The organism is Pseudomonas sp. 15A4 (assembly GCF_016925575.1).
GTDB lineage: Bacteria > Pseudomonadota > Gammaproteobacteria > Pseudomonadales > Pseudomonadaceae > Aquipseudomonas.
In genome coordinates this window covers 3,534,703-3,548,722 of the sequence record NZ_CP068986.1, presented here as the reverse complement: position 1 = coordinate 3,548,722, position 14,020 = coordinate 3,534,703, and the positions used below count along the sequence as shown (strand labels likewise).

Genomic DNA, 14,020 nt, shown 5'->3' with positions numbered 1-14,020 from the left:
ATGCCTGATGTACCCGATACCCATGTCGACACCCTGCTGCACTGGATGCAAGACCGCTCATTCGTCGTGCTGACCGGCGCCGGGATCAGCACCTCTTCCGGGATTCCGGACTACCGCGACAGCGAGGGCGTGCGGCGGGGTCGGCAGCCGATGATGTTTCAGGAATTCCTCAACGCGCCCGAGGCCAGGCGTCGTTACTGGGCCCGGGCGATGCTCGGCTGGCCCCGGGTTCGCGCCGCGCAACCCAACCCCGCCCACGAGGCGATTGCCCGCTTGCAGCAGCACGATCTCATCAGCGGGGTCATCACCCAGAACGTCGACGCCTTGCACGATCAGGCCGGCAGTCATGACGTGGTGGAATTGCACGGCAGCCTGCATTGGGTGGTGTGCCTGGACTGCCGCCAGCGCACAGAGCGGGACATCGTTCAGTTGACCCTCGTCGAGCAAAACCCTTACCTGGCCGGCGTCGATGCGGTGCAGGCGCCTGATGGCGACACTTTGCTCGACCCCGCCTTCGAAGAGCGCTTCCAGGTGCCCCACTGCCCCCACTGTGGCGGTGAACGCATGAAACCTGACGTGGTGTTTTTCGGTGAGAACGTGGCGCCACCCACTGCAGCCAAGGCCATGCAGCGCGTGGAAGACGCTCAGGGCCTGCTGGTGGTGGGGTCGTCGCTGATGGCGTTCTCGGCGTTTCGCCTGTGCCGCACGATCAAAGATCAGGGCAAACCGCTGATCGCCATCAATCTGGGGAAAACACGGGCCGATGATCTGCTGGATCTCAAGATTGAAGCCTCCTGCGAGGTGTTGTTGCCGGCCTTGGCGCAGCGGCTGCTGGTGGGTTAACGGATGCAATGACAGGTGGGAGATCTCCGCCTTCCTGACCCAGGGCTGTCGCGCGGCAAACCTCGTCCATGTGGGAGTGAGCTTGCTCACGAAGAAGCCATTTCAGTCGCTGAAGATCTGGCGGATGGCCACCCTATATCGTGAGCAAGTCCGCTCCCACCTTGCCCGATCCCTCATCTGATTGCGCGAATCCCCGGCAACGCCGCCAACGCCCTGTTCCACACCTGCCGCGTCCTGACCCACGCCACCTCCTGCCAGTCCGGGTCCGCCGGATAGAACTGCTCCAGCAGCCCTTGCTTGATCCGCCGCCCCGTCTCGTCCAGCGGATCGCCGTGCAGGTGCAGCCAGTGATCATCACGCAAATGCCCGTGCACCGCCGCGCCCGGGTACGTGCCGCACTCGATGACAAACGGCATTAAATGCACGCCCGGCGAGGCGTCGAGGAGCATCTGCGAGGTGTATCCGGTGGAGGTCGCCGCGACACCGGTTGCGCTGACCCGATTGGCGCCGGTGATCAGCGTAAACAACCAGGGCCCGAACAACGCCCTGGCGTCCTCCAGCGCGGGGTAGGCTGACTCGACGATGCTCATCAGCATCGGATGACCGTAATCCCCCGCGCCGGTGTGCAGGTCAAAGCAGCTCACTACCTCGGCATCCTGCAAGTACTCCCCGACGATGCTGCGCAGCGTGCGATTGGACCAGCTCGGCTCGCTGCCGCCGAATAATAACCCATCGGGGAATGCGTACTGCCCCGCTTCCACCACGGACATCAACCCTGCCCAGCCCAGCCCATCGATCGCGGCCTGAAACTGCGCATCCGCCTGGTCGCGCTTTGGCCCGCGCAGCTCCTCGCAGGCATAAATGCCGTGGACGTCGCCATAGGCACGGTTGTCCGGCAATGGTCGGCTGAAGTCCAGGTAGTTGCGGTTCTGATCGAGGTTGTCCTCGTTGACCCGACGCATCCACGCCGTGCCCCAGGGGTTGATCAGGTGAATCATCAGGATCGCCACGCCCTCGGGCAATGCGCCTGGATCAAAATCTTCCAGCCAGCGGCTCTGGCAATCGGAACCGTAATAGCCCTCGACGCCGTGGGTGCCGCTCAACGCCACCAACACCCGCCGCGCCTGCGGATCGCCGAGCCAGGCGACGTCCGTGGCCAGCGTCTCCCCAAAAGGCCCGGCCAGCGGATGGACGTATTCGCTCAACCGCGCACCCGCAGTGGTCGCTGCCGCAATGAAGCGCTCGCGAAGCTGGCGATAGCCCGGACGATCGGGAAAAAGGTGGCTCATGAATGCGCTCCAAAGGGGTGACACCGAGCGTCCAGGCCCGTACCAGACAGGCCGTACGCCACGAAGAAGAGACACTGCGTCAGAAATGTTACAACCGGACACGTTTTGGCACACTTTTTCTAGTAATTCTCGAGTGGAACGTCAGTACCACGAAATGCCTCGCGTCCAGCCCAGGCTGCCGAGAGTCTACGCTGCCGAACGGTGCGAACCCCGCACCCGTGTGCAGGAACCGGACACTACCCCGTCCGAAACAGTGCAGGACGCCGACCAGAAGTCTGGCGTCCGTCGATAAGGAATTCGATTCGTGCCAGACATGCGCCCTTCATACCCCACACGCCCGCGCCGCACCTTGCCTTTTCCGCTGCACCCATCTCTCGGCGAGCCTGCCGTCCGCCACATTTCCCTTCAGCGCTCCGGCTGAGACGCGGCGGTCACTCGCTGGAGTGCCCGATATTTTTTTCGTTTCAATGGCTGTTGCTTTTATAGCGATCCGGCCGCCACTTTTTATGGTCATCTCTCGGCATAGATACGCCCGCTCAAATAACGTTTTAAATAACGAGCGGGAGGGATTGCTGTTGATCCATACACACTAAAAACGATCAGTCATCATTTTCAGGAAGTGTGCGTCGCTGTTAGCAACCCTTCACCTTATGACTGACAAGTCACACTTTCAGGACTTACCACAATGATCACCTAAGCACTCACGCACCAACTTGCACCCACTTACTCAAGTTTGGTGCAACGCACTTCTGATTCAATCGGAACAGGTCACCTTGCAAACCCGCGGTGAACCTGTGTGGATAGGTTCGCCCCATGGTTCGGCAACTTGCCCTGCTTCCATAGAGCGAACAGACCCACCTCTGACGAAATTCGCTAAAAAGTTACAGGAATGCGACATCGTCCCTGTACAAGCCAGAAAGCGCTGGCTAGAGCCCTGGACTGGCATAGCGGTTGCAATAGCGATGTTCGTTAGCCAGTGACGCTGAAACAAAGACGTACTTCTTCGTACTCAACAAGCAATCAGGGAACTGCAATGTCGTCTCCATAGCTCACGCTGCCACAGCTCTTATAAGAGTGGTTCTTTAGAGACCTGCTCTCCCAGGTCTCGTGCTTGCGACAGCACGGACGTCAACTTCAAACAGGGCAACTTGTTTGAACGGACCCTTATTGCCCTTCAACGACCCGAGGGAGCTTTAATGAATGACGCGGTAAAAACGAAAGCCATACCTGACCCGGCGCCGGACGCACTGTCCATGGCCTGGCCGCGTATTCCTTTCAAGGAAAACACATCGCGCCCGGGTGAATTAAGCCGGTCGCACGTGTTGATATTGATTGCCGCCTCGGTCCTTATTCACGGCGCCCTCTGGTGGTATATGCAAACCGCCAAAGCCGACGTCCCGGAAGTGGCGCCGCAAGTGCCCGAGATGACCGTGGAACTGACCAGCCCGACACCGCCAACCCCGGAAACTCCACCTGAGCCACCGCCACCGCCGCCGCCTGAACCGCCACCGCCACCACCGCCGCCCCCTGAACCGGAGCAACCGGTCGAGGACCCCGACGCGGTCAAGCCGCCGCCGAAACCGGTGGAAAAGCCCGTCGAAAAACCGAAGGTCGAGAAGCCCAAGCCGGTGAAGAAACCCGAACCGGTGAAAAAGCCCACACCGCCCGCGCCGGCTGCACCGGCTGCGCCGAGCCCACCGGCGCCTGCCGCCCCGTCACCTTCGCCAGCGCCACCTGCGCCGGCTGCTGCACCGGCGGCATCGGTCAAGGAGTCGGCGGCGATTTCCGGGCTCGCCAGCCTGGGCAACCCGCCACCGGAATACCCCGGCGCGGCGTTGCGCAAGGGCATGGAAGGCCGGGTAATCCTGCGCATCAAGGTGTTGCCGAACGGCCGCGCCGGCACGGTGGAGGTGACCAAATCCAGCGGCAAGCAGGTGCTGGACGATGCGGCGGTGGAAACGGTGCGCAACTGGAAGTTTATTCCGGCCAAGCGCGGCGACACCCCGATCGAAGGCTTCGCGACGCAAACCATCGACTTCAAGCTGCCCGAATGAACCCGGTCAGCCCATCAACAATAACTCTTAATATAGCGGGTGAGGTGTAACCATGAACGAATCGATCTCTTCGATGATAGTCCCCGGCGTACTCTGGGCGCTGGTGGTGTTTTCGGTGCTGAGCTGGGGACTGTTGCTGATCAAATCCGCACAGTACGTACGCTTGAAGACCCAGAACAAACAGTTCGCCAAAGCCTTCTGGGCGGCGCCGGATCTGCTCACCGCCGCCGAGCACTCCAGTCAATACCCGGGCTCTCTGGCACGCATCGCCAACAGCGGTTTCGAAGCCATGGCGGTGGACGAAACGCCGCGCAACACCCAGCAGCTCGCCCACACCATCAACCGCTCCGACCGCCTGGAACGCAACCTGCGCCAGCAGATCCAGAAAGAACGCCGCGCCCTGGAAGCCGGTCAGGCCATTCTCGCCAGTATCGGCAGCACCGCGCCGTTCATCGGCCTGTTCGGGACGGTCTGGGGGATCATGGAAGCATTGCAGAGCATCGGCGCCAGCGGTTCGGCGAGCCTGGAAACCGTCGCCGGCCCCATCGGTCACGCGCTGATTGCCACCGGTGTCGGCATCGCCGTCGCCGTGCCGGCGGTGCTGATCTACAACTTCTTCCTGCGTCGTCTCAAGCTCGCCGTCGCCGACATGGATGATTTCGCCCACGACTTCGACGCCCTCGCCCAGCGCAGCGCCTTCGCCATCAACCGTCAGGCCATCGCCAGCAAGCACAGCCAGGCTGTGCGGGAGGCGAGCTGATGTCGTTCTCCACCCAAGACAGCGATGAAGTGCTCAGCGAAATGAACGTCACACCGCTGGTGGACGTGATGCTCGTGCTGCTGGTGGTGTTCATCGTCACCGCGCCGCTGATGACCAACGCGATCAAGGTCAACCTGCCGAAAACCGACGCTGTCGCCGCCGCCGACAAGAAAGACCCGGTGGTGGTCAGCGTTGATCAGGACGGCAAGTTCTACCTGGCCAAATCCGAAGTCGCGCCGGAATCCCTGGAGCTCAGCCTCAAGGACGTCAAGGCCAAGGACCCGGAGGTGCGCGTGCAATTGCAGGCCGACACCAACGTCAACTACGGCCAGGTGGCCAAGGCGATGGCGTCCATCGAGCGCTCGGGCATCACCAAGATTTCAGTGATGACGTCCAAATGATCGGCCCATGACCCGCACCTGATCTGCACCTGAAGCAGGCGCCGCACCCCGCTGCGGCCCTGCGCACCCTACTCCCGATTCACCGCCGTCTGGGTTTTTGCCCCGGAGGGGAGCGGCTTGCTTGAAATAAGGAAATTCCCGACCGCTATCACCGCGTCGGAGCAACGAGGGCTCACAAGGCCATTTCAATAACATCTGGAATAAGTCGGAAACTACCATGCTGATGAGCTTTCCCGGTTTTACCCTCAAGCCCCTTGTTGTTGCCGTACAACGCCACCCTCGTGCGCTGATTTGCGCACTGGCGGTCGGCATGAGCCCGGCCTATGGCGCCGACAGCACGGACAGCGCAGCCGAGGCCGCGACCGGCAGTGAAGCCGCTGTGCCCGCTGCAGCGGTGGCTGCCGCGCCGGCGACCACCCAGCTCAAACGGGTGGAAGTGACCGGTTCGGCCGTGCGCCGGGCCGATGCGGAAACCGCCGTGCCGGTGACCATCCTGCGCGCCGATGAACTGAAGAAACAGGGCGTAACTACCACCGAACAAATGGTCCAGCGCATCACTGGCAGCCAGTCAATGATGAACAGCGCAGGCTCGGTCGGTGCGTCAACCGGCGGCGCGTCCTATGCCGACATGCGCGGCATCGGTGCCAACAAAACCCTGATCCTGCTCAACGGCCGTCGTCTGGCCAACAACGCCTTGTCCGGCGTCGGCACGCCCAATGGCAGCGCCATCGACCTGAACATGATTCCGTTCGCCGCCATCGACCGCATCGAAGTGCTGCGCGACGGTGCCTCGGCGCTGTACGGCACCGACGCCATCGGCGGGGTGATCAACTTCATCACCAAGAAGTCGCTGACCGACGGCACCCTGAGCCTCGGCGGCGACACCCCGACGGCCAGCGGCGGCGGCGCCAGCAAGGACGTCAGCGCCAGCTGGGGTTTCGGCGATCTGGATGAAGACCGCTTCAACGTCATGGGCGTGTTCAACTACAACAAGCAGCAAAACCTCGACGCCAACGACCGCTCTTTCGACAAGGATTACGTCCCGGGCCGCGGCCTCAACCAGACCTCGGGCACCGCTTACCCCGGCAACTACTACCAAGGCAATAACAGCAGCAACCCCCTCGCGCCCAACTGCAACGGAGCCAGCCTGGTCAGCGTGAACGGGCTGTGCCGGTTCAGTACCCGCGAGTACATCGACCTGGTGCCGCAGACCGAGAAGACCTCGTTCTTCGGTCGCGCCACCGGCAAGCTGGCCGAAGACCACAACGTCAGCCTCGAATACTTCTTCGCCCGCAACAACAACGCCACCAGCATCGGCCCGGCGCCGTTGACCGGCCTGAGCATCGACCCGTCCTCCCCGTATTACCCCGGCAACGGCATTACCCCCGGCCCGAACAACTTCGCCCTCGACCCGACCCAGCCGGTGGACACCGCCTGGCGTGAAACGGCCGCCGGCCCCCGTGGCAGCAAGGACCAGAACACCAACCAGCGCCTGTTGCTGACCTTCGACGGCACCGTCGGCGGCTGGGATTACAACCTGGGCGCCAACTACAACCAGAGCAAGGTCGTTTCCAGCGTGACATCGGGTTACGCCAGCGACGCCGCCCTCAAGGCGGGCCTGGCCAGCGGCCTGCTCAACCCGTTCGGCCCGCAATCGGCGGCGGGTCAGCAGTTCATCGACGACGCCGCGTACCACGGCGAATACTCCACCGCCGTCGGCCGCGTCTACGGCGTGGACGGACGGATCAGCCGCGAGATCGGCAACTGGTTCGGTGCCGGCGAATCCGGCCTGGCGCTGGGCGGCGAATACCGCAAGGAAAAGCTGCACCAGAACTACGAGGACTTCGTCGACGACATCGACAGCCTAGGCCTGGATTCGGCAGGCTCGGTGTCCGGCGATCGCACCGTCAAGGCCGAATACGCCGAGCTCAACGTCCCCGTCATCGACAGCCTGGAACTGACGGCCGCCGTGCGCCACGACAAATACAGCGACTTCGGCAGCACCACCAACCCGAAATACTCGTTCCGCTTCCAGCCGTTCAAAGAGCTGGTCATGCGCGGCGCGTACAGCGAAGGTTTCCGTGCGCCGTCGCTGTACGAGCTGTATGCCCCGCAAAGCCTGGCCTACAGCCAGGGTTACTACGATGATCCGACGCTTTGCGCCGGTGGTACCGTGCAACCGGGCGGTCAGGCCGGTCGTGACTGTAATCAGCAGTTCCTCAACCGCAGCGGCGGCAACGCGAGCCTGTCCCCGGAGAAAGCCCGCAACGTCACCCTGGGCTTCGTGTATCAGCCGATGAACAACCTCTCCATGGGCCTGGATTTCTGGTGGATTCACATCTCCAACCAGATCCAGTCGTTCCCGGAATCCACCGTGTTCGACCAATCGGACCTGTACGGCGATCGCATCATCCGCAACGCCGACGGCTCCATCGCCAACATCGTGACCGGCAACTCCAACCTGGGCATCGTCAAGACCAACGGTGTCGACGTGACCCTGGACTACCGCTTCCCGAACACGCCGTATGGCCAGTTCGGTCTGGGGCTGACCGGGACCTACGTCAACCGCTACGACTTCCAGAACATCATCGACGGTCCGTACACCGACAAGGTTGGCGACTTCCAGGGTGATGGCGTGATTGCGCGCTGGAAACACGTGTTGATCGGCAGCTGGACCCTGGGCGACAGCCGTGCCTCCCTGACCAACCGCTTCACCAGCGGCTACAACGACTACGACCGCAGCACCAACGGCACCGTGCCGTCGTATTCGCTGTGGGACCTGTCTGTGGGCCATACCTTCGAGAAGGTGCTGGACCTCGATGCCGGCGTGCGCAACCTGTTCGACCGCGACCCGCCGTTCACCAACCAGGCGTACAACTTTCAGTCCGGCTACGACCCTCGTTATGCCGATCCACTGGGCCGCACGCTGTTCGCGCGGGCGACGTATCACTTCTAAGCGCTAGTGCCCGACGCGCCATTCCTGCGGCGCGTCGGGCTGCTCACAAGGATTGTCCGCATGTCTGCCACACCCTTTTCCTTGCCACGACTGTTGCCGGGCGTGGCATTTCTGTACACGGTGCTGTTTTTTACATCGCTGTTGTTTGGCGCTCCTCAGGTTTTCGCCGCACCGGTGCACGCGCTGACCGTTTATGGTGAAGCGCCGAAATACGCTGCTGATTTCCAGCACTTTGATTACGTCGACCCCGACGCGCCCAAAGGCGGTTCGATGAGCCGCGCGTCCGAGGAGATCGGCCAGTTCAACTACCTCACGCCCTATGTCGATCAAGGCATTTCTGTGAGCCAGATCGATACGTGGGTGTATGCGCCACTGGCCTACCGCTCACTGGACGAGCCCTACACGGTGTACGGGCTGGTTGCCGAGAAGATGGAGCGCGATCCCGACAATCTGTGGGTGCGCTTTTACCTCAACCCCAAGGCGCGCTTCGATGACGGCACGCCGATCACCGCCGAAGACGTGCGCTACACCTGGCAAACCCTGATCACCCAGGGCAGCTTCAGCTATCGACCGCTCTACGCCGACGTCAAGGATGCGGTCATCGAAGCGCCGGGGCAGATCCGTTTCGATTTCAAGACCGGCACCAACCGCACCCTCGCCCTGGACCTGGCCAGCCTGCGCATCCTGCCCGAGCACTGGTGGAAGACCCGCGATTTCACCAAGGGTGGCGGCTTCGAACCGCCGCTGGGCAGCGGGCCGTATCGGGTCGCGCGGGTCGACGCCGGGCGCAGCGTCAGCTTCGAGCGGGTCAAGGACTGGTGGGGCAAAGACCTGCCGGTCAGCCGTGGGCTCTACAACTTCGACGCGCTGACGGTGAATTTCTATGGCGATGTCGACGTGGCCCGTCAGTTGGTCCAGGCCGGCAACTTCGATTACAACCGCGAGTTCTCGTCGGCCGGCTATGTCGTCGGCTACACCGCGCCGAGCCTGCAGGACGGCCGCCTGCAAAAGACCATTCTGGCCAAGCGCCGCCCGGTGGCCGGTCAGGGCTTCGTGTTCAATCTCGACAAACCGATGTTCCAGGACCAACGTGTCCGTGAAGCCCTGGCGATGCTCTGGGATTTCGAGTGGGTCAACGGCCAGATCATGCGCAACTTCTATGTGCGCGAACAAACCTACTTCCCGAAAAGCGAAATGGCCGCCACCGAGCTGCCCGACGCTCAGGAGCTGAGTCTTCTCGAGCCGTTGCGCGGGCAGATCCCGGATGAAGTCTTCGATCAGGTCTGGCGCGCACCGAAGACTGACGGCAGCGGCTACATCCGCGACAAGCAGCTCAAGGCCCTGAAGCTGTTGGCAGATGCCGGCTGGCACGCGAAGAACAACAGGCTGGTGAACGCCGCCGGTCAGCCGCTGGAATTTTCCTTCCTCGACGGCCAGGGTGGTTTCGAACGGCTGGTGCTGCCGTACAAGCGCGTGCTGGCGCAGATCGGCATCACCCTGAATTTTCGTCGCGTGGACTCGGCGCAGTACATGAACCGATTGAACGCGCGGGACTACGACATGATCGTGGTCACCCTGCCCAGCAACGGCAATCCGATCCTCTCCCCGGCCGTGAGCTGTACAACCTGTTCGGTTCGCAAAGCGCCCGACAGGTCGGCAGCTCCAACGCCATGGTGCTGCGCAATCAGGCGGTCGACCGCCTGATCGACGGCCTGGTCGCGTCCAATAACCGCAACGACATGCTGCACTACGCGCGGGCGCTGGATCGGGTTTTGCTGTGGGGTTTCTACATGATTCCCAACTACTACTCCCAAGGCACGCCGGTGGTGTTTGCCAACCGTTTTGGCAAGCCGGCGATCGAGCCGATCTACGACGTCGGCCTGGAAAGCTGGTGGGAAGTCAGCCGAGTGCCACTGACCGATGCGCAGATGGCTGCGCGTCTGGCGCCCCAAAGCAGCATCGCCAATACCCGTGCCGCACTGACAACGGAGGGCCAGTGACATGTTCGCCTACACCCTGCGCCGGTTGGCGCTGATCATTCCCACGCTGCTGTGCATTCTGGTGGTCAATTTCCTTATCGTGCAGGCCGCGCCCGGCGGTCCCGTCGAACAAGCCATCGCCCGGGTTCAGGGCATGGGCCTAACGGGCGGCATTGGTGGGGGCGGTGGCGAAGTAGCGGCCACCGGCGGGATCAGCCGCGGCGCCCAAGGCCTGGACCCTGAACTGGTCGAAGCCATCAAGCACCAATACGGGTTCGACAAGCCGCTGCACGAGCGGCTGTGGCTGATGCTCACCCACTACGCGCAGCTGGATTTCGGCAGCAGCTTCTTTCGCGGCGCCACGGTGACCGGGCTGATTCTGCAGAAGCTGCCAGTGACGATTTCTCTGGGACTGTGGGCAACTCTGATCACGTACCTGATTTCGATCCCGCTGGGCATCCGCAAGGCCGTCCTGCATGGCAGCCGCTTCGATGTCTGGAGCAGCACGGTGATCATCATCGGCTACGCCATCCCGGCGTTTCTGTTCGCCATTCTGTTGATCGTGGTGTTTGCCGGCGGCAGCTACTGGAGCTGGTTTCCGGCCCAGGGGCTGTTCTCCGACGACTTCGACAGTCTCTCGCCGCTTGGCAAGTTGCGCGATTACCTGTGGCATCTGGTGTTGCCGGTCAGCGCGCTGGTCATCGGCGGCTTCGCGACGCTGACGATCCTCACTAAAAACAGCTTCCTCAACGAGATCGGCCGCCAGTACGTGGTCACCGCCCGGGCCAAGGGCCTCAGCGAGCAGCGCGTGCTCTACGGCCACGTGTCCCGCAACGCCATGCTGCTGGTGGTGGCGGGCATTCCCCAGGCGCTGATCGAGGTGTTCTTCGCCGGCTCGCTGCTGATCGAAACCATCTTCGGCCTCGATGGCATCGGCCGGATGAGCTACGAAGCGGCCGTCTCCCGGGATTACCCGGTGGTCTTCGGCACGCTGTTCCTGTTCACCCTGTTCGGCCTGTTGATCAAGCTAGTGGGCGACCTGTGCTACACGCTCGTCGACCCGCGCATCGATTTTTCCGCGAGGAGCGCCTGATGTTCGAGTTTTCCCCGCAAAACCAGCGCCGTGTCGCCAACTTCAAGGCCAACCGTCGCGGCTGGTGGTCGCTGTGGCTGTTCGTTGCGTTGCTGGTCATCTGCCTGTGCGGCGAACTGATCGCCAACGACAAGCCGTTGATCGTCCGCTATCAGGGCGAGCTGTACTTCCCGGCCCTGCATCAGTATCTCGAAACCGACTTCGGCGGCGAGCTGCCTTTCGAGCCGGACTATTCCAGCGACTACGTGCGCAAACTGATCGCCGACAGGGGCGGCTGGATGCTCTTCGCGCCGATCCCCTTCAGCTACGACACGGTCAATTACGAACTCCGCGAGCCCTCGCCCAGCCCGCCGAGTGCGCGCAACTGGCTGGGCACCGACGACCAGGCCCGGGACGTGATGGCGCGGGTGCTGTTCGGCACTCGCGTGTCGATACTCTTCGCGTTGGCGCTGACCGCCATCAGCACGGTGATCGGCGTGTTCGCCGGGGCGATTCAGGGCTACTACGGCGGACTGGCGGATTTGATCGGCCAGCGCTTGCAGGAAGTCTGGTCGGGGCTGCCGGTGCTGTACCTGTTGATCATCCTGTCGGGTTTCGTCGAGCCGGATTTCTGGTGGCTGCTGGGGATCATGTCGCTGTTTTCCTGGCTGGCGCTGGTCGACGTGGTCCGCGCCGAGTTCCTGCGCGGGCGCAATCTGGAATACGTCAAAGCCGCCCGCGCCCTGGGTCTCAGCGACGGCGCTCTGATGTGGCGGCACATTCTGCCCAATGCCATGACCAGCACCCTCACCTACCTGCCGTTCATCGTCACCGGCGCCATCGCCACACTGACCGCGCTGGATTTCCTCGGCTTCGGCATGCCCGCTGAAAGCGCGTCCCTGGGCGAACTGATCGGCCAGGCCAAACGCAACTTGCAGGCGCCGTGGCTGGGCGTCACGGCGTTCTGCGCCCTGGCGTTGATTCTCACGCTACTGGTGTTCATCGGCGAAGCCTGCCGTGACGCCTTCGACCCCCGAACTTGAGCGCTGCCATGACTGACCCTCTGATCCAGATCCGCAACCTGCGCGTGGCCTTCAACGGTGCCGAAGTCGTGCACGGCATCGACCTCGACATCCAGCCCGGCGAATGCCTGGCGCTGGTCGGCGAGTCCGGGTCGGGCAAATCGGTGACGGCGCATTCGATCCTGCGCCTGCTGCCGGCCAAGTCCGTGAGCACCCAGGGCAGCATTCGCTACAAGGGCGTCGATCTGCTTAAAGCCAGCGACAAAGCACTGCGGGGGCTGCGCGGCAACCGCATCGCCATGATCTTCCAGGAGCCGATGACCTCGCTGAACCCCTTGCACACCGTGGAGAAACAGATCGGCGAAATCCTCGCCCTGCACAAGGGCCTCAAGGGCAAGGCCGCCCGCGAGCGCACCCTGGAGTTGCTCGGGCTGGTGGGCATTCAAAACCCGCCGCAACGGCTCAAGGCGCTGCCCCATCAATTGTCCGGCGGCCAGCGCCAGCGGGTGATGATTGCCATGGCCCTGGCCAACGAACCCGAGCTGCTGATCGCCGACGAGCCCACCACTGCGCTGGACGTCACGGTGCAGCTGAAGATTCTGGAGCTGCTCAAATCCCTGCAACAACGGTTGGGCATGTCGCTGCTGCTGATCAGCCATGACCTCAATCTGGTCCGGCGCGTTGCCCAGCGTGTCTGCGTGATGCGCGCCGGGGAAATCGTCGAGCAGGCCGAGTGCCAGACGCTGTTCGCCGATCCGCAACACCCCTACAGCCGCCTGCTGATCAATGCCGAACCCGACGGCGAACCGGTGCCCGGCGAGCACACCCAGAGGCTGCTGTCGGTGGACGCGCTGAAGGTCTGGTTTCCGTTGCCCAAACCGTTGTTGCGGCGCGAGCGGCAGTACATCAAGGCGGTGGATGGGGTGAGTTTCGAGCTGTTGAAGGGCCAGACCCTGGGCATCGTCGGCGAGTCCGGGTCGGGCAAATCGACCCTGGGCCAGGCGATCCTGCGGCTGATCGACTCCGAAGGCAGTATCCGCTTCGGCAACAAGGAACTGAGCCTGCGCAGCCAGCAACTGATGCGGCCCTTGCGCAAGCGCATTCAGGTGGTGTTTCAGGATCCTTTCGGCAGCTTGAGTCCGCGCATGACGGTGCAGCAGATCATCGCCGAAGGGCTGCTGACCCACGGCATCGGCACCCCGGCCCAGCGTGAACAGACGGTGATCCGCGTGCTCGGCGAAGTCGGCCTGGACCCGAACAGCCGTCACCGTTACCCCCATGAATTCTCCGGCGGTCAGCGACAGCGTGTGGCCATTGCCCGGGCGCTGGTGCTGGAACCGGAGCTGATCCTGCTCGACGAACCCACTTCCGCGCTGGACCGCACCGTGCAAAAGCAGATAATCGCCCTGCTGCGGGATTTGCAGATTCGCCACGGCCTCAGCTATCTGTTCATCAGCCACGACCTGGCGGTGGTTCACGCCCTGGCCCACGACGTGCTGGTGATCAAAGACGGCAAGGTGGTCGAGCAAGGCCCGGCGCGGGCGATCTTCGGCAACCCGCGCCAGCCCTACACCCAGGAACTGTTGCGCGCCTCCGGGCTGGATTTCGGCGGACGGGCATGAGCCGACATACCTTGCGACACCT

Annotated in this window: 9 protein-coding genes and 1 pseudogene; 9 read left to right on the top strand and 1 reads right to left on the bottom strand. The window is 62.9% G+C overall.

All coding sequences use genetic code 11. The features are described from left to right. On the top strand, window positions 1-843 hold the full coding sequence (locus tag JN403_RS15780) for an NAD-dependent protein deacetylase (RefSeq protein WP_205483116.1): 843 nt from the start codon (window positions 1-3) through the stop codon (window positions 841-843). 173 nt (window positions 844-1,016) lie between these two features. Here JN403_RS15780 and JN403_RS15775 read toward each other — a convergent pair whose 3' ends face one another. Then, window positions 1,017-2,132, bottom strand: coding sequence for a DUF2817 domain-containing protein (locus JN403_RS15775; protein WP_205483114.1), 1,116 nt, complete (start codon window positions 2,130-2,132; stop codon window positions 1,017-1,019). Window positions 2,133-3,328: 1,196 nt separating this feature from the next. Here JN403_RS15775 and JN403_RS15770 point away from each other — a divergent pair. From JN403_RS15770 to JN403_RS15735, 8 genes and pseudogenes are all read left to right on the top strand, one after another. Next, window positions 3,329-4,186 (top strand): energy transducer TonB, encoded by an 858-nt coding sequence (locus tag JN403_RS15770; protein ID WP_205483112.1) that lies wholly within the window; start codon window positions 3,329-3,331, stop codon window positions 4,184-4,186. Between the two features lie 52 nt (window positions 4,187-4,238). Beyond that, complete coding sequence (locus JN403_RS15765) at window positions 4,239-4,946, top strand: MotA/TolQ/ExbB proton channel family protein (RefSeq protein WP_205483110.1); 708 nt, start codon at window positions 4,239-4,241, stop codon at window positions 4,944-4,946. After that, window positions 4,946-5,347, top strand: a complete 402-nt coding sequence (locus tag JN403_RS15760; protein ID WP_205483107.1) for a biopolymer transporter ExbD — start codon at window positions 4,946-4,948, stop codon at window positions 5,345-5,347. The genes JN403_RS15765 and JN403_RS15760 overlap by 1 nt, the downstream gene beginning before the upstream one ends. Window positions 5,348-5,564: 217 nt before the next feature. Further along, entirely contained in the window at window positions 5,565-8,303 is a 2,739-nt protein-coding gene (locus JN403_RS15755; protein ID WP_205483106.1) for a TonB-dependent receptor, read from the top strand. A gap of 60 nt (window positions 8,304-8,363) precedes the next feature. Further along, a pseudogene (locus tag JN403_RS15750) lies at window positions 8,364-10,303 on the top strand (extracellular solute-binding protein). 1 nt (window position 10,304) lies between these two features. Continuing rightward, a complete protein-coding gene (gene yejB, locus JN403_RS15745) occupies window positions 10,305-11,375 on the top strand; it encodes a microcin C ABC transporter permease YejB (RefSeq protein WP_205483105.1) in 1,071 nt (356 codons plus the stop codon). Further along, window positions 11,375-12,397 carry an ABC transporter permease gene (locus JN403_RS15740; RefSeq protein WP_205483104.1) on the top strand — a complete coding sequence of 341 codons (1,023 nt, stop codon included), beginning with the start codon at window positions 11,375-11,377 and terminating at the stop codon, window positions 12,395-12,397. Before yejB ends, JN403_RS15740 begins: the two co-directional genes overlap by 1 nt. Window positions 12,398-12,405: 8 nt before the next feature. Next, a complete protein-coding gene (locus JN403_RS15735; protein WP_205483103.1) occupies window positions 12,406-13,998 on the top strand; it encodes an ABC transporter ATP-binding protein in 1,593 nt (530 codons plus the stop codon). Window positions 13,999-14,020 lie beyond the last annotated feature (22 nt).

Bases quoted from the DNA above. Each gene is read 5' to 3' on its own strand.
- JN403_RS15755 (WP_205483106.1), top strand. From the start codon at position 5,565: ATGCTGATGAGCTTTCCCGGTTTTACCCTCAAGCCCCTTGTTGTTGCC.
- yejB (WP_205483105.1), top strand. From the start codon at position 10,305: ATGTTCGCCTACACCCTGCGCCGGTTGGCGCTGATCATTCCCACGCTG.
- JN403_RS15760 (WP_205483107.1), top strand. From the start codon at position 4,946: ATGTCGTTCTCCACCCAAGACAGCGATGAAGTGCTCAGCGAAATGAAC.
- JN403_RS15775 (WP_205483114.1), bottom strand. From the start codon at position 2,132: ATGAGCCACCTTTTTCCCGATCGTCCGGGCTATCGCCAGCTTCGCGAG.
- JN403_RS15735 (WP_205483103.1), top strand. From the start codon at position 12,406: ATGACTGACCCTCTGATCCAGATCCGCAACCTGCGCGTGGCCTTCAAC.
- JN403_RS15770 (WP_205483112.1), top strand. From the start codon at position 3,329: ATGAATGACGCGGTAAAAACGAAAGCCATACCTGACCCGGCGCCGGAC.
- JN403_RS15765 (WP_205483110.1), top strand. From the start codon at position 4,239: ATGAACGAATCGATCTCTTCGATGATAGTCCCCGGCGTACTCTGGGCG.
- JN403_RS15780 (WP_205483116.1), top strand. From the start codon at position 1: ATGCCTGATGTACCCGATACCCATGTCGACACCCTGCTGCACTGGATG.
- JN403_RS15740 (WP_205483104.1), top strand. From the start codon at position 11,375: ATGTTCGAGTTTTCCCCGCAAAACCAGCGCCGTGTCGCCAACTTCAAG.